This is a genomic window from Parapusillimonas sp. JC17, from assembly GCF_052180245.1.
In the GTDB taxonomy this organism is placed as follows: Bacteria; Pseudomonadota; Gammaproteobacteria; order Burkholderiales; family Burkholderiaceae_B; genus Parapusillimonas.
Map to the genome: position 1 here is coordinate 4,243,144 of NZ_CP197474.1, position 18,617 is coordinate 4,261,760.

Annotated in this window: 13 protein-coding genes and 1 tRNA gene; 7 read left to right on the plus strand and 7 right to left on the minus strand. The window is 61.9% G+C overall.

What is annotated here, in order from left to right:
* The first annotated feature begins 47 nt into the window (after positions 1 to 47).
* Positions 48 to 416 carry an Mpo1-like protein gene (locus ACSBPU_RS20460; protein ID WP_442593716.1) on the plus strand — a complete coding sequence of 123 codons (369 nt, stop codon included), beginning with the start codon at positions 48 to 50 and terminating at the stop codon, positions 414 to 416.
* A 51-nt stretch (positions 417 to 467) separates the two neighbouring features.
* On the opposite strand, the gene ACSBPU_RS20465 is transcribed toward ACSBPU_RS20460, so the two are convergent.
* Positions 468 to 2,576: a hypothetical protein gene (locus ACSBPU_RS20465; protein ID WP_442593718.1), complete on the minus strand. Its 2,109-nt coding sequence runs from the start codon at positions 2,574 to 2,576 to the stop codon at positions 468 to 470.
* A gap of 167 nt (positions 2,577 to 2,743) precedes the next feature.
* Here ACSBPU_RS20465 and ACSBPU_RS20470 point away from each other — a divergent pair, with 167 nt between their 5' ends.
* From ACSBPU_RS20470 to ACSBPU_RS20485, 4 genes are all read left to right on the plus strand, one after another.
* Positions 2,744 to 3,481: a response regulator transcription factor gene (locus tag ACSBPU_RS20470; RefSeq protein ID WP_442593720.1), complete on the plus strand. Its 738-nt coding sequence runs from the start codon at positions 2,744 to 2,746 to the stop codon at positions 3,479 to 3,481.
* Positions 3,478 to 5,391 carry a sensor histidine kinase gene (locus ACSBPU_RS20475; protein WP_442593722.1) on the plus strand — a complete coding sequence of 638 codons (1,914 nt, stop codon included), beginning with the start codon at positions 3,478 to 3,480 and terminating at the stop codon, positions 5,389 to 5,391. The genes ACSBPU_RS20470 and ACSBPU_RS20475 overlap by 4 nt, the downstream gene beginning before the upstream one ends.
* Positions 5,392 to 5,533: 142 nt before the next feature.
* Positions 5,534 to 5,983, plus strand: a complete 450-nt coding sequence (locus ACSBPU_RS20480; protein ID WP_442593724.1) for an antitoxin Xre/MbcA/ParS toxin-binding domain-containing protein — start codon at positions 5,534 to 5,536, stop codon at positions 5,981 to 5,983.
* Between the two features lie 2 nt (positions 5,984 to 5,985).
* Complete coding sequence (locus ACSBPU_RS20485) at positions 5,986 to 6,426, plus strand: RES family NAD+ phosphorylase (RefSeq protein WP_442593726.1); 441 nt, start codon at positions 5,986 to 5,988, stop codon at positions 6,424 to 6,426.
* 52 nt (positions 6,427 to 6,478) lie between these two features.
* Here ACSBPU_RS20485 and ACSBPU_RS20490 read toward each other — a convergent pair.
* A tRNA-Pro gene (locus tag ACSBPU_RS20490) sits at positions 6,479 to 6,555 on the minus strand.
* Positions 6,556 to 6,611: 56 nt separating this feature from the next.
* Positions 6,612 to 7,577, minus strand: coding sequence for a polyprenyl synthetase family protein (locus ACSBPU_RS20495; protein WP_442593728.1), 966 nt, complete (start codon positions 7,575 to 7,577; stop codon positions 6,612 to 6,614).
* 155 nt (positions 7,578 to 7,732) lie between these two features.
* Between ACSBPU_RS20495 and ACSBPU_RS20500 the strand changes: the two genes are divergently transcribed.
* Positions 7,733 to 8,599 (plus strand): DUF815 domain-containing protein, encoded by an 867-nt coding sequence (locus ACSBPU_RS20500; RefSeq protein WP_180069207.1) that lies wholly within the window; start codon positions 7,733 to 7,735, stop codon positions 8,597 to 8,599.
* The gene (locus ACSBPU_RS20505; protein ID WP_442593731.1) at positions 8,592 to 9,599 is read left to right on the plus strand and encodes a Nudix family hydrolase; all 1,008 of its coding nucleotides are present in this window, start codon (positions 8,592 to 8,594) and stop codon (positions 9,597 to 9,599) included. The genes ACSBPU_RS20500 and ACSBPU_RS20505 overlap by 8 nt, the downstream gene beginning before the upstream one ends.
* 33 nt (positions 9,600 to 9,632) lie before the next feature.
* Here ACSBPU_RS20505 and ACSBPU_RS20510 read toward each other — a convergent pair whose 3' ends face one another.
* From ACSBPU_RS20510 to ACSBPU_RS20525, 4 genes are read right to left on the minus strand one after another with little or no spacing between them, the layout of a single operon-like run.
* On the minus strand, positions 9,633 to 11,150 hold the full coding sequence (locus ACSBPU_RS20510) for an efflux transporter outer membrane subunit (RefSeq protein WP_442593733.1): 1,518 nt from the start codon (positions 11,148 to 11,150) through the stop codon (positions 9,633 to 9,635).
* A complete protein-coding gene (locus tag ACSBPU_RS20515; RefSeq protein ID WP_442593735.1) occupies positions 11,147 to 14,266 on the minus strand; it encodes an efflux RND transporter permease subunit in 3,120 nt (1,039 codons plus the stop codon). Before ACSBPU_RS20515 ends, ACSBPU_RS20510 begins: the two co-directional genes overlap by 4 nt.
* Positions 14,263 to 17,370 carry an MdtB/MuxB family multidrug efflux RND transporter permease subunit gene (locus ACSBPU_RS20520; RefSeq protein ID WP_442593737.1) on the minus strand — a complete coding sequence of 1,036 codons (3,108 nt, stop codon included), beginning with the start codon at positions 17,368 to 17,370 and terminating at the stop codon, positions 14,263 to 14,265. The genes ACSBPU_RS20515 and ACSBPU_RS20520 overlap by 4 nt, the downstream gene beginning before the upstream one ends.
* The gene (locus ACSBPU_RS20525; RefSeq protein WP_442593739.1) at positions 17,367 to 18,611 is read right to left on the minus strand and encodes an MdtA/MuxA family multidrug efflux RND transporter periplasmic adaptor subunit; all 1,245 of its coding nucleotides are present in this window, start codon (positions 18,609 to 18,611) and stop codon (positions 17,367 to 17,369) included. Before ACSBPU_RS20525 ends, ACSBPU_RS20520 begins: the two co-directional genes overlap by 4 nt.
* Between the last annotated feature and the right edge of the window lie 6 nt (positions 18,612 to 18,617).

The following is an 18,617-nucleotide window of genomic DNA, read 5'->3' on the forward strand; positions in this document are numbered from 1 at the left end:
AATCCAAGCCCTAGATGTTTACATTGTAAACCAACTTAGAGGAAAGAATGATGGCTGTCTCATCGATATTACGCACGCAATGGAACGACTATCCGCAAGTACATGCGAGCCGAACGAACTTCATGGTGCATTTGGCGACGGTTCCCGTCTTCATGGCGGGTACCGTGATCTTCTTCTGGGGCGTATGCGTTTTTTCACTTACGCCGGCGTTGGCAGGCTTACTCGCCATGATGGCCGCCCTGGGCGCACAAGGGTGGGGCCATCGTCAGGAATCCCGTCCACCGGCCCCTTTTACCAGTCCAGGCAACGCACTCGTCCGACTCATGCTTGAACAGTGGGTGACGTTCCCACGGTATGCATGGCTGCGGATTCGGAATGGGCGCCGCACGGCGGGCAAAATCGGCAAAAGAAACTGAAGGAGGCAGGAAGGGGTCAGACCCCGTATGGGGCCTGACCCCAGCGTTGCGTTATGGCAGGAATTCGACCGGCTTCGGAAAGCTCAGGTGGTTCTTGGTCAATTGCTTTTCCTTTTGCTGATTGGGGTTGGCAGGCCCACACCAGCCATCCGACTTGTCGTGTTTTTCTCCACGGCTATTGACCACCACGCAAGACGCCTTGTCGACGATGCTGGTTTTGTTTTTTGGGCAGACGGTGTCGCCGTCATTGCATTCGGCGAACTTCTCGTTGACGCGTATGGTGTACAGATTGTCCGCCGCATCGGTGAAGCGCACCTTGATCGGGTAGGAAGCCACGGTACCGACCCTGAAGCCCGCTATCTGGCTGTGGGTGGGCATGATGACGTCCTGCTTGTCCTTCTCGCAGTTCAGGTCATCGGGGTCTTGGTTGAACACGCACACACCATACTTCTTGATCAATGGCTCGCCCTCATGGCCTATCTTGGATTCCGGCACGCCAATATCCAGGAAAAAGCCATCGGCATAGCTGAACTGCTTTTGGTTTTCCAGGCCTTCCGAACCACCCACGGTGAAGATCAGGCCGCTGCCCAGCTCGCTCATGAAGCCCACCGCATCGTCCACCGAAAAACCATAGGCATTCATCTCAAGGTCATCGTGGATCAGCTGGACATAAGGGTTGAACACGAGGCGAGGATCATTCTTGACGGCCTGTTGCTGATAGTTGTATTGCAGGTCGTGGATGTACATGGGCTGGATCTTTGCATGGTTCCATTGGTCAATCGTCGTATTGGCCAAGGGGTTGGCATCCGCCCCGCAACCCTCGTTGTAGGGCACCCACCCATAAATGTGCATCATGGCATTCCAGTAATTGAACTTGGGCACCTGCGGCGTGGAGCTCTCGCATTCGCCCCGGCTATGCATGGCGAGGTAGTCTTGATGGTTCTGGATGAAGAAGTCCTTGACGACTTTCATGTTCTCCCGCATCTCGGCCGGGCAAGCCACGCTGGTGTCGGTGACGTACGGCGCAGCGTTTTCCTCGGGCGTCCAGTCAACGCACGAACCCCACAGGTTCTGCATGCGCTGGACCGCCTGGCCGAAGTGCAGGTTTCTTCGCTCTTCGTCGGTGCAGCCATCGTTGATGCATTTCATGACCGTCAGGACGGGCGGGAAGCCCTCGGTCGGCTTGACGGGCACGTTATCGCTAGGCGGCAGGGTGCCGGACCGCTGGGCAAAAATATTGTAGCCGCCAGGCAGCTTCAGCGCGCTAAGGTTGTATACCGGCCACCCGTTGCCGGCCGCCGTGGCGTTGTCGGCCAGGAAAGCCCCAAGCTTGTTCCTGAAATATGCCTGGGACTGCACCGAACCGCTGTAGCCGATATAGGGATTGTCTTTGGGGCCGAGGCCTACGGGCATATAGACGTGGTCTACATAGGAAATGTTGTACCCGACGTTGTCGGGCTTTAGCAGGCGCACCGACTCACCGGCCGGGATGACGGAGTCGCCAAAGGTATATTCGGACAACTGGGCGTATACATTTTCCGGAAACTGGACCGGGCTGGAATACGTGCTCAAGCTGCATTCGGTGCCTTGTCCTTCGCATATGACCGTATCGGGCGTGGTCAGCGCCGTGTCTTCACTGCCCAGCAATCGCTCGCTTCTGTCGGCCAGCACCACGCGCCCGCCATTCCACCATGTAATGTAGCGATCTTCAGACAGCTTGCTGTACAGGGGGAGCGTGATCGTAACCGAGCCCCCTGGCGGTATGCCCTCTCCCTGGTTGACGTATAGCTTGTATACGTAGTCGGTCGGGTAGGGGTCTGTGCTGCGAAAGCATCCCTGGAGCCATTGGTTGACCGCATTCTTGCTGGTGGCCAGTACCGGGTAGATGGTGCCGTTGGAGTTGTTTTGCACGGTAATCGACTTGGGCTCGACCGTAACATCATTGAAGTCGAAATCCTTGCACGTCACTTTCTGGCTGACGGGCGGCGCGGCCCCCAATCCGCCGGCTCCGCCGGGGCCGCCGGGGCTACTGGAATAACCATCGGAAGAGTCGCCGCCGCCGCAAGCGGCGAGCAAGACGGCGAGCAGGATGACGCTACCTGCCCGCAATGCGGAAACAGAAAGCGCAGGGCGCGCTGCACGGGGAGTCGGGGTATTCATTTCTATGAGCCTTCAAGGGTGGGATTTACGTCACGCATGCATTTGAAACAAATTATAAAAATCGCTCTTGCGCAGCGAGTAGATTAATTTCTGTCAAATGCTGGAAAATTCTGTCACCGCAATGGGTACTGAAGTATCCTTTTCGGCAAAACTACCAATATTTCTTTATGTCAAAGACACTATCGATGCTTGTCGCGGTCGTAGAAGACGGCCCGGAATTGCGCACCGATCTGGTGGAGTTTCTGAATTTGCAAGGCTTTACCGCCCAAGGCTTCGAGAGCGGAGAGTCATTCTTCACGGTATGGCCGCGTTCTCCTTTTCATTTGCTGCTGCTCGACGTGGCCTTGCCTGGAATAAGCGGGCTGGAAATAGCCCGGCAAGTACGCTCGCGACATGCCGTCGGCAACCTCCCCGAAATCGTGATGCTGACGGCACTGGACTCCAGCAGCGACTACGTGCAGGGACTGGAGGCGGGCGCCACCATGTATCTTTCCAAGCGCAGCCCGCTGGAAGTCATCGGCGCCGCCTGCCACAGCGTGCAACGACGCCTGGAACGGAACACGCTCAACAGCACGACGGCCGGCGCCATGCCGGTCAAAGACGCCTGGCAGCTCGACACCCGGGACTGGATCGTCAGCGCGCCCAATGGCCGCAGTCTGGCACTGACCCATGCGGAAGTCATCGTGTTGGCCGTGCTGTTCGAGCAGCCGGGCCGGGTCGTGGCGCGCGAGGCCTTGCTGCTGAGCCTCGAAAAGCGCGACACCTTGTCGAACCTGCGCAATCTGGACAACATGGCAAGCCGGCTCAGACGCAAGGCCTTGGCAGCGTGCGACATGGAGCTTCCCCTGCGCCCCAGCTATGGCAAGGGCTATACATTCACCGGACGCTGCGGGCTGATGAAATGAAGCGTCATGCCGCGCTTTGGCTGCTGTGGCTGGCACTGGCGTCGACACTTCTTGCGCCGGCGGCGGCCGACGTTGCATTGCAGGCGCAAACATCGCGAGTCTCCCTGGACGGCGCACTGGAGCATTTCCAGGATCCGAGCCGTTCATTGTCCTTTCAAGCCGTGCGCGGTCAAGACTTCCAGCGCCTGCCGGGGTATCGAAGCCTGGGCTACGGCGATGCCAACCATTGGTTCCGCGCACAGGTCGGCTACACGCCGAGCGCCCCCTCGCGCTGGATTCTCGCCATCGGCAACCCGGAACTGGAAGAGGTGGACGTCTGGGTCGAATTGCATGATGGCGGTTTCGACCACCATGCCATGGGCTACTACCGGCCTTACGAAGAACGTCCCTTGCAAACTCGCCTGTTCGCCGTACCCTTTGACGCCTTCGAGGGTGCCCATATCTATATCCGGGTACGCAGCAACAACGCCATCAACGTCCATGCCGATATCTGGCAGCCCGCGGCTTTCAGTGCCTACCAGACTCGCGATAATTTTTATCGCGGCCTGTATTTCGGCGTCCTGCTGATCTCCGTCTTTCTTTACGCGATCCTGGGGGCAAGGCTACGCGACATACCCATGGCCGCCTATGCGGGCTATTTGGCCTCGCTGGTTCTGTTCCACCTGGGAACCAATGGATACCTGCCCATGCTGCTGGGCAACTACGCCGCCTGGCTTACCGACACGCTGCCGCGCATAGGCTGGCTGGGTGGAGCCGTGGCCATTGTTCTCATGTGGGACAAGCTGCTGGACCTGAAACGGCACTATCTCTTCATTCACCGTCTATACTGGTTCACGCTTTTGCTCAACTTGGCCTTGCTGCCCTTTGCGCTGCTGCCTTCCCTGGTCACGGCATGGTTGCTCGTGGTGGTCAAGCTAGCCAACGTTCTCAATAGCGTGAACTTCCTGCTTGGCATGGCGGTCGCCCTGACACTCTGGCGACGTAGCCGCCGCATCGAGCTAATGCTGTACTTCTTCGCCTTCATCATCCCTGCCATAGGCGCGTTGGTGAATACAGCCACCAACCAGGGGATTCTGCCCCAGAACATGCTGACGGCCAATCTGTATCAGGCGGCCTCCCTGGTTCATGTGCTGGTCATGAGCTTCGGCATGGCGCTGCGGCTACGGCAGTTGCAAAGAGACAAGGCATCCGCCGAACAAGAAGCCGCCATCGCGACCCAGCGCACCGAAGAGCAGCGCCGCTTCGTGGCCATGCTCTCGCATGAGTTCCGCAACCCCCTGGCGGCCATAGACCGCTCGGTGCAAATGATCCAGTTGAAAGCACCCGGCCTGATGCCATCGGAAGCCCAACGATTGGCGGGCATTCGCAACAACACTGCCACGCTGTCCAGCCTGGTCGACAATTTCCTTCTGGTGGAAAGACTGGAGCATCAAGGGGTGGCGTCGGCCCGCAAGCCGTGCCGCATCCGCGCTTTGCTCGAAAGCATCGTCAGCCAACAGGCCGAGACAGAGGCGCAACGCGTTCACCTGAGCGTTTATCCGGACGATTTGTCTTGCGAGCTGGACGACACCCTGATCGCCGCCGCCCTGGGCAACCTGCTGGACAATGCCCTGCGCTATTCGCCCGCCGGCAGCGAGATCCGGATTCAGGCGCTGCGCGATGAAACGGGTCTGCGGATCCAGGTCATCGACCATGGCCCCGGGCTGGACGACGAGGCATTGGCCAAACTGGGCACCCCTTATTTTCGCGCGGAAACATCACTCGGAAAAAAGGGCAGCGGCCTGGGCTATCACTTTACCCAGCGCATCGTGCAGGCCCACGACGGGAAGCTATACGCACATTCGGGGCAAGGCAAGGGGCTGACGGTGGAGGTGGTGCTGCCTTGGGGTCAGACCCCGTACGGGGTCTGACCCAGGAATCGTCGATGAGCGAAGCTGTGGGGGGGTCAGACCCTACAGGGTCTGACCCCAGCATGCGATTGGATCACAGCGGCGTTTACCGGGTACAATACGGTAAACGCCGCAACAACCGAGTAACTAGCAGGAGAACGCAATGTTTGCTGAAGCGATGCGAGACGCCGGCTACGCCACTTATCGGTCTCGTCTGAACGCGCTCCTGGGCATCCCAGAGAACGCGACGGACATTCAAATCCACGACCGCATCGTTCACGGGTTTTCAGCTTCGCGCCTCATGGAACTATGCGAAAAAGGGGATGTGACCCCCATCGAGCGCGATCAGATCATACCGTTGCGCACGCTCAAGACCCGGCTATCCAAGGAACAGCCTCTGACCATCGATGAAAGCGACCGCCTCTTTCGAACAGCGCACATCACGGCCATGGCCCAAACCGTCTTTGGCGACCGTGACAAAGCCAAGCGTTGGCTCTCTAAACCCAAAGAACGATTCAACGATCAGAGTCCCATGTCTTTGCTCTCGACACTCCAAGGCACCCGCCAAGTTGAAGAGATGCTTTTGCAGATCGCAGAAGGCTACTCGTTTTGATCTTGTGGAGAATCAGTGCCTTTGCTGACCTAAGCGGTCGCGGTGGACTGATCGCCGGCGGTCGTTGGCACCACGCGGGCAAGCCCGTTGTCTACCTGGCTGAATCTCCCTCCGCAGCCATGCTTGAAGTACTGGTCCATCTGGAAATCGACACCGAAGACATCCCCGACAACTTGCGGCTGTTGCGTGTCGATATCCCCGATGACGTATCCGCTCAAACCGTCCTCGACCTGTCCGATCATTGGGAAGATGGAGTAGCGCACTCTCGCGCCCTGGGTGACGCCTGGCTGGCGTCTGGCGGCTCATTGCTGATGAAAGTGCCAAGCGCCATCATGCCACACACCAACAATTTTCTGTTCAACCCTCTGCACCCTCAAGCCCAGAAGGCCACGCTCAGCGTTGAGACCTTAAGACTCGATCGTCGTCTACTTAAAGGGGCTTGAAGAGGCGTTGCATCAGAAAGGGGTCAGACCCAACGGGTCTGACCCCAGAATGTGGTCGGGGCGAGAGGATTCGAACCTCCGACTCCTACGTCCCGAACGTAGTACTCTACCAGGCTGAGCTACGCCCCGATTTTTGGCGTGTTGTTGTTGCCGCCGTCTTTAAAAAACCACCGGCAACTCGGGAATCAATGATCGCGGTTTACCGCGAAAGAACAAAATTCTAACAAAGATTTTTGATGAACGGAAATGGGAAAGCCGGCAAGGGCTTCGCGGGCGAGTTTCGCCTCGGCCACTGCAGCTTCCCGGGTGTATTCCAGGGCTTCGGTATCCCGTATGGCCTGCGCGACGGCGGCGAAATCGGCCTCGCCCGTTCGTATGGCGTTCTGGATCAATTGCTTCTGATCGGGGGTGCCGACTTCCATGACCCGAATCAACGGCATGGTGGGCTTGCCTTCGCGCAGGTCGTCGCCCACGTTCTTGCCCAGGGCCTCGGCGTCGCCGCTGTAGTCGAGGACGTCGTCGATCAGTTGGAAAGCCGTGCCGATATGGCGCCCATACGCAGCCGCGGCCGACTCCTGTTCCGCCGTGGCGCCAGCGACAATGGCCCCCACCTGGGTTGCCGCCTCGAACAGCTTGGCGGTTTTGTATCGGACCACTTGCAGATAGCGCTCCAGCGAGACATCGGGATCATGCACGTTGAGCAGCTGCAGGACCTCGCCTTCGGCGATGACGGTGGTGGCGCCCGACAGGACCGTCATGGCAGGCATGGAGTCCGATTCCACCATCATTTCGAAGGAACGCGAGTACAGGTAATCGCCCACCAGCACGCTGGCCGCATTGCCGAATACCGCATTGGCCGTGCTGCGCCCGCGCCGCAAGTCGGATTCGTCGACCACGTCGTCGTGCAGCAGCGTGGCGGTGTGAATGAATTCCACCACGGCCGCCAGCAAGTGGTGATTGCGGCCCTGATAGCCGAGCGCGTTGGCCACCATGAGCAGCATGGCCGGGCGCATGCGCTTGCCGCCGGCTCCGACGATGTAATCGCCTATCGTGCGTATGAGCACCACTTCTGAATTCAATCGAGCGCGAATGACCGCATCGACGGCCTTCATGTCGTCTGCAATAGGGGCGAGTAACTCGGAAAGGTTCAAAGCGTGGTCCGGAACGGTTTAACAGGTTGGCAAGATTATACGTGACCCACAATGTGCGGCGCGCGAAGAAGCGCGGACGGCAACGGACTGATCGCGGGCGCCAAATTAGCGATAATGCTGGTTTTCCCGATAAATTATTTGCTTTGGAGACAATTGTGACTGCCTACGATTTAAGCACGCTGATCGGTCGCGCCGAGCGGGTCCTGGCGCAGCTGGAAGCGTGGCTCCCGCCTGCCCCGCCGGAAATAGACTGGACCGCCCATGCCTTCCGTTGGCGCAAGCGGGGCGCCCGGGGCTGGCTCGACGCAGTACGCAACGTGTCCACGATCCACCAGGAAGATCTGCAGCATATCGAACGCCAGAAGGCGATCATCGATCGCAACACCCGGCACTTCCTGGACAAGAAGCCCGCCAATAATGTGTTGATGACCGGCGCCCGGGGCACCGGCAAGAGCTCGCTGGTCAAAGCCATGCTTGCAAGCTATGCCGACCAGGGCTTGCGCCTCATCGAAGTCGACAAATCCGACATGGCCGACCTCGGCGATATCGTGGAACTGGTCAGCACGCGTCCCGAACGCTTCATCATTTTTTGCGACGACCTCTCCTTCGAAGAAGGCGAAGCGGGCTACAAGATGCTCAAATCGGTGCTGGACGGCTCGGTCAGCGCTTCCGGCGACAACGTGCTGATCTATGCCACCTCCAACCGCCGCCATCTCATGCCCGAATACATGAGCGAGAACCTCAGCGCCAAGCACCAGAGCGACGGCGAGATCCATCCGGGTGAAACGGTCGAGGAAAAGATCTCTCTGTCCGAGCGCTTCGGGCTGTGGCTGTCCTTCTATCCCTTCAAACAGGACGACTATCTGGACATCGTCTATTACTGGCTGGCCGAGCACGGCTGCTCGCCGGAAGACATCGAGGCCTCCCGCACGGAAGCGCTGCAATGGGCGCTGGAGCGCGGCTCGCGGTCCGGCCGGGTCGCGCGCCAATTCGCCAGGGACTGGGCCGCCCGCCATGTCTGAGTCGTCCAAGCCATTCATCCGCGTCGCGGCCGGCGTCATCCTGCGGCCGGACGGCAGCGTGCTGCTGGGCCAACGGCCAGCGGACAAGCCCTGGCCGGGCTGGTGGGAACTGCCCGGCGGCAAACTGGAGCCGGGCGAAACCGTGCTCGAAGCGCTGGCTCGCGAACTGAAGGAAGAGCTCGATATCGAAGTCACCGACGCTACTCCATGGGTGACCTATACGCACGAATACCCGAAAAATATCGTGCAGCTGGCCTTCTGCCAGGTCAGGGGCTGGGTAGGCGAGCCTAAATGCATGGAAGATCAGCAATTGGCGTGGGTGGATCCCTCGCACGCTCCCCTGCCGATCGGCCCGCTGCTGCCCGCCACGGAACCGCCCATGCGGTGGCTGCAGCTGCCCGACCGCTACCTGATCACATCCATCGGCATCCCCGAAGGGCTGGCCAACTATCTCGTCAAGCTGGAAACCGCCCTCCAGGAAGGCGTCCGGCTGGTGCAGTTCCGCGAACCCGCATGGACGGGCGAAGACAAGGATGACCAAGGCTTGCTTGCGGCATTCCAACAAGTCCTGCAGCTTTGCCGCCGGCATGGCGCGCGCTGCCTGGTCAACAGCTGCCACTCGGAAAGCTGGTGGTCCGAAGCGGACGGCGTGCATTTGCGGGCCGCCGATGCCCGGGACTGGGCCGCCCGCAAGCCGGGCTTGGATTCCGATGCCCTCCACCCGCTGAAATCGCTCGTACCGGGCTTGATCGGCGTCTCCGCCCATCAAGCGGCGGACCTGGAAGCGGCCCGCGCCGTCGCCGCGGACTTTGCCGTGCTGGGCCATGTGCTCGATACTCCTTCCCATCCCGGCGTGCCGGGCATGGGCTGGGCCGGCTTCGCGAAACTGGCCGAAAACGCCGGACTGCCGGTCTTTGCGATAGGCGGGCAGTCCGCCGCCACACTGACGGACGCGCGTCGCCATGGCGCGCATGGCATCGCGGGAATTCGGGGGGTGTAGGGTCAGACCTCCATGCGGGGTCTGACCCTTTGCTTAATCCGGGGTCAGACCCCGTACGGGGTCTGACCCCTCCAACCCCTCCCAACCGCCACCCAGCGCCGCGATGAGCTGGACGCTGGCGGCGAGCCGGCTGGCGACCAGGGCCAGGGCAGATCGCTCTGAGTTAAGGGCGGTGGTTTCGACCTGCACCACGCTGAGATAGTCGATGAGCCCCGCCTGGTATTGATTCTGCGTCAGCCGCAGCGACTCCCTGGCCGCCGCCAGTGCGCGGCCCTGGACCACTTGCTCCTGGCCCAGCACCGTCAGTTGCACCAGATAGTCCTCTACTTCGCGCAGGGCCGTGAGGGCCGTCTGCCGATAACCGGCGGACTGGACGTCGTAAGCGGCCCGGGCCTCCCGGACCTGGGCTTCGCGGGCCCCACCGTCGAAGATGGTCAAGGCCAGTGCCGGTCCCAGCGACCAGAAGCTGGCGGGGGCCGTCAGCCACTGCGCCCACTGGCCGCTGCGAAAACCACCCTGTGCGGTAAGGGTCAGGTCCGGAAACCAGGCGGCCTGGGCGACGCCGATGCGGGCGTTCGCCTGCGCGGTACGGCGCTCCGCGGCAATGACGTCCGGGCGCCTGAGCAGCAGCTCAGAAGGCAGCGCGACGGGCACGACGGGCACACGTGCCGCGACAGTGGTCTCGGGCAGAGAAAATTCCGCGGGCGCCCGGCCAAGCAGGACGGCGATGGCATTTTCCAGCTGTACGCGCTGCCGCTCCAGCGCCAGGGCCTGGGCCCTGGCATTCTCAAGCTGCGCCGTCGAGATTTCAATGTCGGCCTGCGCCGCGATGCCGGCATCGTAGCGATTCCGCGTCAAGGCCAAAGACTGCTTGTAAGCCTCTACGGTTTTCTGCATCAGGCGGCGTTCCGCGTCCATCACCCGCAGTTCGAAATAGGTCTGCGCCAGGGCGGACTGCATGCTCAGTCGGGTCGCAGCCAAATCCGCCCCGCTGGCCTGCAGCCCCGCCTCGCCGGCTTCGACCGTTCGCCTTACCCTGCCCCAAAGGTCGGGCTCCCAGCTAACGGTTCCGCTCAATGAATACTGGTTTCCGGCGCTGGATGCGTTCGAGGAAGTGCCGCCGCTGCCCGCGCCCGAGCGGCTCATGGAGCTGGATGCGCCGACCGTGGGAAAGAAGCCCGAACGCGCGCCCTGCAATTGCGCCTGCGCCTGCCGATACTGGGCTTCCGCCTGGACTATGCTCAGGTTGGCGCCGATCAGTGCTTGCATCAGTTCCGACAACACGGGGTCGTTGAACAGCTGCCACCAATCGCTGCGCAGGACGGCTCCGGACGCATTGGCCGGTATCCAGCCCGGATTCACTCCCGCTTGGACCGCAGCCGCCTGTTGCGTGGAAGAAGCATGTTTATAGGCGTCGCCCACCGCCGCGTCGACCCGCCGGTAGTCCGGCCCCACGGCACAGGCCGAGAGCACCAGGGCCAGGCCCGTTACTGCGAAGCTGCGTATTGCGCGCAAGGAGCGCGGCATGGGCAACAACTCTTCTGTCATCATATGTTCCGAAGTTCATGGGGCCCGCCTTCCGCCCTCGCCGCGCGCCGGCGCCTGGCCCACAGGCTCAGCTTGTCCAGGTAGAGATACACGACCGGGGTCGTGTACAGGGTGAGCATCTGGCTGAGTATCAGTCCGCCCACGATGGTCAGGCCTAGCGGACGGCGCATCTCCACGCCGGCACCCGAGGCGAGCACCAAGGGAAGAGCGCCAAAAAGCGCGGAAATGGTCGTCATCATGATGGGACGGAAGCGCACCAGGCATGCCTGATGGATGGCCTCCCGCGAGGATATGCCTTCCCGCCTTTCCGCCAGGAGCGCGAAATCCACCATCATGATGGCATTCTTCTTGACGATGCCGATCAGAAGAAACACGCCGATCAATGCGATCAGCGAGAACTCCTCGCCGACCAGCATCAGCGCTAGCAAGGCGCCAATGCCCGCCGAGGGCAGTGTGGACAATATGGTGATCGGATGGATGTAGCTTTCATAAAGCATCCCGAGCACGATGTACATCGTCAATAGCGCGGCGAGAATCAGCCAGGGCTGCTGTGCCATCGATTGCTGAAGAGCCTGCGCCGTGCCCTGGAAGCCCGCCTGTATTTGCTGGGTCGGCAATCCGGTGCGCGCCACGGCCTCTTCCACCGCGCGGGTAGCCTGCTCGAGCGAGACCCCGGGCGCCAGGCTGAAGGAGATGGACTCCGAAGCGAACAGGCCTTCATGCCGCACGCTGAGCGGCGAATTGCCGACCTCGAAGCGGGTGAACGCAGACAGCGGGACGCGGCTGCCGTCGCCGGTCACCACTTCGACCTGCTTGAGCGATTCGGCATCCTGGGCGTAGCGCTGGTCCACGCCCATCACGACATGGTATTGATTCAGCGGCCCGTAGATGACCGATATCTGGCGCTGGCTGAAGGAATTATTGAGCGTTGCGGCGATCATGGACATGTTCACGCCCAGACGCGTGGCCGCATCGCGGTCTATCACGAGCTCCACCCGCCTGCCCTTGTCCTCGATGTCGGTGTCCACGTCGACGAGTTCCGGCAGCCCCACCAAGGCCTGCTGCACCCGCGGCAGCCATTCCTTCAAAATGGAGAGCTCGCTGCCCAGCAGGCCGTAATCGTAAGAGCCGCCGCTGTCCATCCTGCCGCCCACGAAGATGTCCTGCTGCGGCACGAGCGTCAAACGCGCTCCGGGCACGCCCTGCAACTGGCCGCGCAAGCGGTTCACCACCTGGATGGCGCTGGCTTTTCTCTCTTCGAGCGGCTTGAGCTGTATCATCATGAAGCTGGAATTGCTTCCGCCCCGGCCTCCACCAAAGCCGGTGATGCTCGCGATCGCGGGATCCTTCAGCAATATGTTGCGGAAGTGCTCCAGCTTGGGCTTCATGGCATGGAACGACGTGCCCTGATCCACCCGGAAGAAACCCATCAGTTGCCCGGTGTCCTGCTGCGGAAAAAAGCCCTTCGGCACGACCGTGTACAAATAGACGTTCAGGCCTATGGTGGCCGCAAGCAACAGCATCATCGTCCGGCTGTGGCGCAGCGCCCACCCCAGCGAAGACTTGTAGCCATTCCAGAAGAAATCCCCCATGGAGCTCAGCATCCGCCGCAGCAAGCCCGCCCGGCGTCCCTTTCCGGCTTCCACTCGAAGCAGCCGCGCGCACATCATGGGCGTCACCGTGACGGAAATCAGCAGCGAAACCAGGATGGATACCGAAAGGGTGACGGCGAACTCCTTGAAAAGGCGACCGACAACCCCGCCCATCAGCAGCATGGGTATGAATACCGCCACCAGGGAAAGGCTCATGGCCAGCACGGTGAAGCCCACTTCGCGCACACCGCGTATCGCGGCCCGCAGCGGCGACATGCCTTTTTCCAGATGGCGCATGATGTTTTCCAGGACCACGATGGCGTCGTCCACCACGAAGCCGGTTGCCACGATGAGCGCCATCAAGGAAATCGTGTTCAGCGTATAGCCGAACAGCAGCATCAGACTGAAGGTCGTGATCAATGAGGCCGGTACGGCAACCGCGGGAATCAGCGCCGCACGCAGATTGCCCAGGAACAGCAGCACCACCAGCACGACCAGCACCACGGCAATGACCAGCGTGATCTCGGCTTCGTGCAGGGATGCCCGGATGCTGGGCGTGCGGTCCTGCGCAAGCGTGAGCGACACATGGGCGGGCAGCATGGCTTCGAAAGCGGGAAGCTGGGTGTGGATGGTGTCCACCGTTTCGATGATGTTGGCATCGGCCTGGCGGCGCACCGTCAGCAACACCGCGGGGCGGTCGTTGAAGAACCCCATGTTGAAAAGGTTCTCGACCGAATCCTCGACGGTGGCGACGTCGCTCAGGCGGATGGGCGAGCCGTCGCGCCAGGCAACGATCAGCGGCCGATACTGTTCGGCCCGGGTGAGCTGCCTGCCGGAACTGATTTGCCAATGGTGGCTGTCGTTCTCCACGATGCCGTTGGGCCGCATGGTGTTGGCGTTGGACAGCGCCGAACGCACCTCGTCCAGGGCGACGCCGGCGGCTGCCAGCGCCTTGGGGTTCAGGCTGACGCGTATGGCCGGCAAGGAACTGCCCCCGACCTCGACCTCGCCCACGCCCGTCACTTGGGAAAGTTTCTGCGCCAGCACGGTGGATGCCAGGTCGTACAGCTCGCCCTGGGTGGCGGTGTCTGAAGTCAGGGCGAGCACCACGATGGGCGCGGAAGACGGATTGACCTTGCGATAGGTCGGGTTGTTGCGCAGATTGGAAGGCAAAAGACTGCGCGCCGCGTTGATGGCGGCCTGCACGTCGCGCGCGGCGCTGTTGATGTCCCGGTCCATGTCGAACATCAGTGAAATGCGCGTGGACCCCTCGGTGCTGCGCGAACTCATTTCGCTCAGGCCGGCGATGGAGCCCAGCGACTGCTCCAGCGGGGTGGCCACGCTGGACGCCATGGTCTCGGGGCTGGCCCCCGCCATGCTGGCGGTCACCGAGATCATGGGAAAGTCCACTTGAGGCAGCGGCGAGACAGGCAGGAAGAAATAGGCCAGCGCCCCCGACATCACCAGCGCGAGACAGGACAGCGTCGTCGCCACGGGCCGCATGATGAAGAGAGAAAAGAACCTCATGGGTGCAACCCGTGGGGCGCGCCGGCCCGCGGTTCCCTGCGCCGCCGCGCATGGGCCAGGCGATCGAACATCAGGTATATGACCGGCGTGGTGAAGAGCGTGAGCACCTGGCTGCACAGCAGTCCGCCCACCATCACGAGCCCCAGGGGCTGGCGCAGCTCTGCGCCGGATCCGGTCGCGAGCATCAGCGGGATGGCGCTGAACAGCGCCGCCAGCGTCGTCATGAGGATGGGCCTGAACCGCAGCAAGGCCGCCTCATGGATGGCGGAGCGCGGATCCAGCCCGCGCGAGCGCTCCGCATCCAGTGCAAAGTCGATCATCATGATCGCGTTCTTCTTCACGATGCCGATCAGCAGGATGATGCCGATCACGCCGATCATGTCCAGGTCGGCGCCGGTCAGCAGCAGCGCCAGCAAGGCGCCGATGGCGGCGGACGGCAGCGTCGACAGGATGGTGACGGGATGGATATAGCTTTCGTACAGAATGCCCAGCACGATATACATGGTCACCACGGCGGCCAGCATCAGCCACAGCGTGCTGGACAAGGACGCCTGGAAGGCGCGCGCCGCCCCCTGGAAACGCAGGTCGACGGAATCCGGCATGCCCAGTTCCGCCTGCGCGGCGCGGATGGCCTCGACCGCGTCCGACAATGCCGCGCCGGGTGCCAGATTGAAGGAGATCGTGGTGGCGGGGAACTGGCCCAGCCGGTCTATGGACAGCAAGGCGCTGTTCTGCTCGAAGCGCGCCACGCTGCTGATCGGCACCGGCGTGCCGCTTTCGGTGGGCAAGTAGATCTGCGCCAGCGCCGCTGGGCTTTGGCGATACTGCGGCGCGACCTCCAGCACCACCCTGTACTGCGCGGACTGAGTGAAGATGGTGGAGATGAGACGCTGTCCGAAGGCGTCGTAAAGCGCCTCGTCTATGGTCGAATTGCTGATGCCCAGGCGTGCGGCGGCATCGCGGTCGATGACCAGCGTGGTTTCAAGGCCGCCGCCCTGCAGGTCGTCGACCACGTCCCGCAAGGGCGCGAGCTGCCTCAATGCGTCCACGAATCGCGGTGTCCAAGACAGCAAGGTCCCGTGATCCGGATGCGAAAGCGTCATCTGATATTGCGTGCGGCTGACTTTGTCGTCGACCGTCAGGTCCTGCACGGGCTGCATGTACACCTGGATGTCGGGCAGCGCCAGCAGCGCGGTATTTAGGCGTTCGATGATGGCGCCGGCGGTATCGCTGCGCTGGTCGAGCGGTTTCAGCGCAATCTGCATGCGGCCCGTGTTCAGGGTGGCGTTGGTCCCGTCTATGCCGATGAAGGAGGTAACGGTTTCGACGTCCGGGTCTTCCAGGATGCGCATCACTGCCTGCTGCTGCCTCTGCGACATGGACGCGAAGGAAACGGTTTGCGGGCCCTGGCTGATGGCCTGGATCAGGCCCGTGTCCTGCTGCGGGAAGAATCCCTTCGGTACGGCAAGGTACAGCAGCCCCGTCAGGACGAGCGTCCCCAGAGCGAACCACAAGGTGATGCGCTGATGATCCAGGACCCATCGCAGCCCGCGATCGTAGGAATGCGTCAGGTCGTCCATCCATTGGCCCGCTTTCCGCTGGAAACGTCCGTAATGCATTTCGGATTCCGGCTTGAGCATGCGCGCGCACATCATGGGCGTCAGCGTCAGCGAAATGACGAGCGACAGCAGTATGGCCACCGACAGCGTGATGGCGAACTCGCGGAACAAGCGGCCGATGACGTCGCTCATGAACAGCAAGGGAATCAGCACCGCGATCAATGACAAGGTCAGCGACACCAGCGTGAAACCGATCTGCGACGCGCCCTTGAGCGCAGCCGTCAAGGCGCTCTCGCCCTCCTCGATGTGCCGCGCAATGTTCTCGATCATGACGATGGCGTCGTCCACGACGAAACCGGTGGCGATCGTCAGCGCCATCAGGGTCAGGTTGTTGACGCTGAAGCCGGCCAGGTACATGATGCCGAACGTGCCCACCAAGGAAAGCGGCACGACCACGCTGGGTATGAAGGTGGCGCGCCAGCTGCGCAGGAACACGAAGGTGACGAGCACCACCAGCGCTACGGCCAGCATCAGCTCGATCTGCACGTGGCGGATGGATTCGCGTATGGTTTCCGTGCGGTCCGCCGCCACGGAAACATCCACGCCCGCCGGCAGGGACTGCCGCAACGAAGGCAGCAGTTGCTTGACCCGGTCCACGACCTCGATCACGTTGGCGCCCGGCTGCCGCTGGACGTTCAGCAAGATGGCCGGCGTCGCGCCCATCCACGCCGCCTGCCGGATGTTCTCGGCGTCCTGCTGCGCATCGGCCACATCGCGCAGCCGCAGGGGCGCCCCGTCCTGGTAGGCAATGATGAGCGACTCGTAATCCTCGATCGATTTCAGCTGATCGTTGGCATTGATGGTGGTCGACCGCTCCGGACCGTCCAGGTTTCCTTTGGGCTGGTTGACGTTGGCGCCGACGATGGCTGAACGCAGGCTGGAAAGGGTCAGGCCGCGCGCCGCCAGCGTGCCCGGATTGGCCTGTATGCGCACCGCGGGGCGCTGGCCGCCGGCGATGCTGACCAGCCCGACGCCGGAGATCTGCGAAAGCTTCTGCGCCACGCGGATATCGATCAGGTCTCGCACCTGGTGCAGCGGCAAGGTCGGCGAGGTGACCGCCAGGCTGATGACCGGCGTATCGGCCGGATTGACCTTGTTGTAGATGGGCGGCGCGGGCAAATCGTTGGGCAGCAGGTTCGACGCCGCATTGATGGCGGCCTGCACTTCCTGTTCCGCGACGTCCAGCGGCAGATCCAGATCGAATTGCAGAGTGATGACCGAGGATCCGCCCGAGCTCGAGGACATCATCTGCGTCATGCCGGCCATCTGGCCGAACTGGCGCTCCAGCGGGGAAGTCACCAGCGCGGTGACGACGTCCGGGCTCGCGCCCGGATACAGGGTGCTGACCTGTATGGTCGGGTAATCGACTTGCGGCAACGCCGACACCGGAAGCAGGCGATAGGCCAGCATGCCGGAAATCAGCAAGGCGACCATGGCCAGGGTGGTGGCCACCGGACGCAGGATGAACAGACGGGAAAGATTCACGGGCGGTTCCTGCGGGAAGACGGCGCCCCGCCACCCGTCGGCCGCGCCGTCGCCGCGGCCACCGGCTTGTCCATGCCAGGCTCGGTGATTTCCACCGCCGCGCCATCGCGCAAGCGGTCGGTGCCTTCGGTCACGACCCGCTGCCCGGCCGACAGGCCCGACAGGATCTCGATGCGCCGCCCGTCGACGCGGCCGGTCGAGATCGCCTGTATGCGCGACTTGTTCTGTTCATCGATCAAATAGACAAAGGGACCGATCGAGCCCTGCTGGATGGCCTGGGTCGGAAGCACCAATGCCTGCCGCGTCTCGACCTTCAAGCGGACGTTGACGAACTGATTGGGAAACAGCGATTCGTCCTCATTGGCGAAACGCGCTTTCATCTTGACCGTGCCGGTCGCGACATCGATCTGGTTGTCCAGGGACATGAGTTCGCCGTCCGCGAGCTTGCGGATGTCGTCCCGGTCGTAGAGCTCGACCGCAAGCGTGTTTCCGGTACGCAATTGGGCCAGGACGTCCGCCAGTTGTGCCTGGGGCAGCGTGAACAGCACGGAAACAGGCTGAGTCTGGGTGATGACGACGAGGCCGTCCGTGCTGGACGCATTGACGATATTGCCTTCGTCGACCCGGCGCAGCCCTAGCCGTCCCGAGATCGGCGCGACGATGTCGGTGTATTCCAGCTGCAGGCGGGCATTGTCCACCGCCGCCTGGTCGGAGGTCCGGGCGCCGATCAGTTGCTGAACCAGAGCTTCCTGGGCATCCACCTGCTGTCGGGCGATGGAGTTCTGCTTGTACAGAAGCTGATAGCGCTGCAAGTCCTTCTGGGCATTCTTCAGCTGCGCCTCGTTCTGTTTTTGCTGCCCGAGCGCCTGATCCAGCTGAATCCGGTAATTGCGCGGATCGATGCGGGCAAGGACATCGCCTTTCTCGACTTTCTGGCCGTCTTGGAATTCCAGTTTGAGCAGCTCGCCATCCACACGGCTGCGCACGGTAACCGTGTTGAATGCCGTTACCGTTCCGATGGCCTTCAGCGTGTAATCGATCTTGCCTTGTTCGACCACCGCCACTTTCACGGGTACGGACGCGCCCGCCATGGGGCCGCCGAAACGGCGAAAGCCGCCGGTGGATTTGCCTTGATTGACACTCCAGAACCAGTATCCCGCCGCCACCAGCAACAGCAGGACCAATACCCATGGCCAGCGCCGCGGACCGCGAGTGGAAAGATCGGAACTAGGATCCGACATGCTGTG

Coding starts and splice junctions, on each gene's coding strand:
- ACSBPU_RS20465 (WP_442593718.1), bottom strand. CDS start 2,576: ATGAATACCCCGACTCCCCGTGCAGCGCGCCCTGCGCTTTCTGTTTCC.
- ACSBPU_RS20475 (WP_442593722.1), top strand. CDS start 3,478: ATGAAGCGTCATGCCGCGCTTTGGCTGCTGTGGCTGGCACTGGCGTCG.
- ACSBPU_RS20480 (WP_442593724.1), top strand. CDS start 5,534: ATGTTTGCTGAAGCGATGCGAGACGCCGGCTACGCCACTTATCGGTCT.
- ACSBPU_RS20460 (WP_442593716.1), top strand. CDS start 48: ATGATGGCTGTCTCATCGATATTACGCACGCAATGGAACGACTATCCG.
- ACSBPU_RS20510 (WP_442593733.1), bottom strand. CDS start 11,150: ATGATGACAGAAGAGTTGTTGCCCATGCCGCGCTCCTTGCGCGCAATA.
- ACSBPU_RS20515 (WP_442593735.1), bottom strand. CDS start 14,266: ATGAGGTTCTTTTCTCTCTTCATCATGCGGCCCGTGGCGACGACGCTG.
- ACSBPU_RS20505 (WP_442593731.1), top strand. CDS start 8,592: ATGTCTGAGTCGTCCAAGCCATTCATCCGCGTCGCGGCCGGCGTCATC.
- ACSBPU_RS20470 (WP_442593720.1), top strand. CDS start 2,744: ATGTCAAAGACACTATCGATGCTTGTCGCGGTCGTAGAAGACGGCCCG.
- ACSBPU_RS20525 (WP_442593739.1), bottom strand. CDS start 18,611: ATGTCGGATCCTAGTTCCGATCTTTCCACTCGCGGTCCGCGGCGCTGG.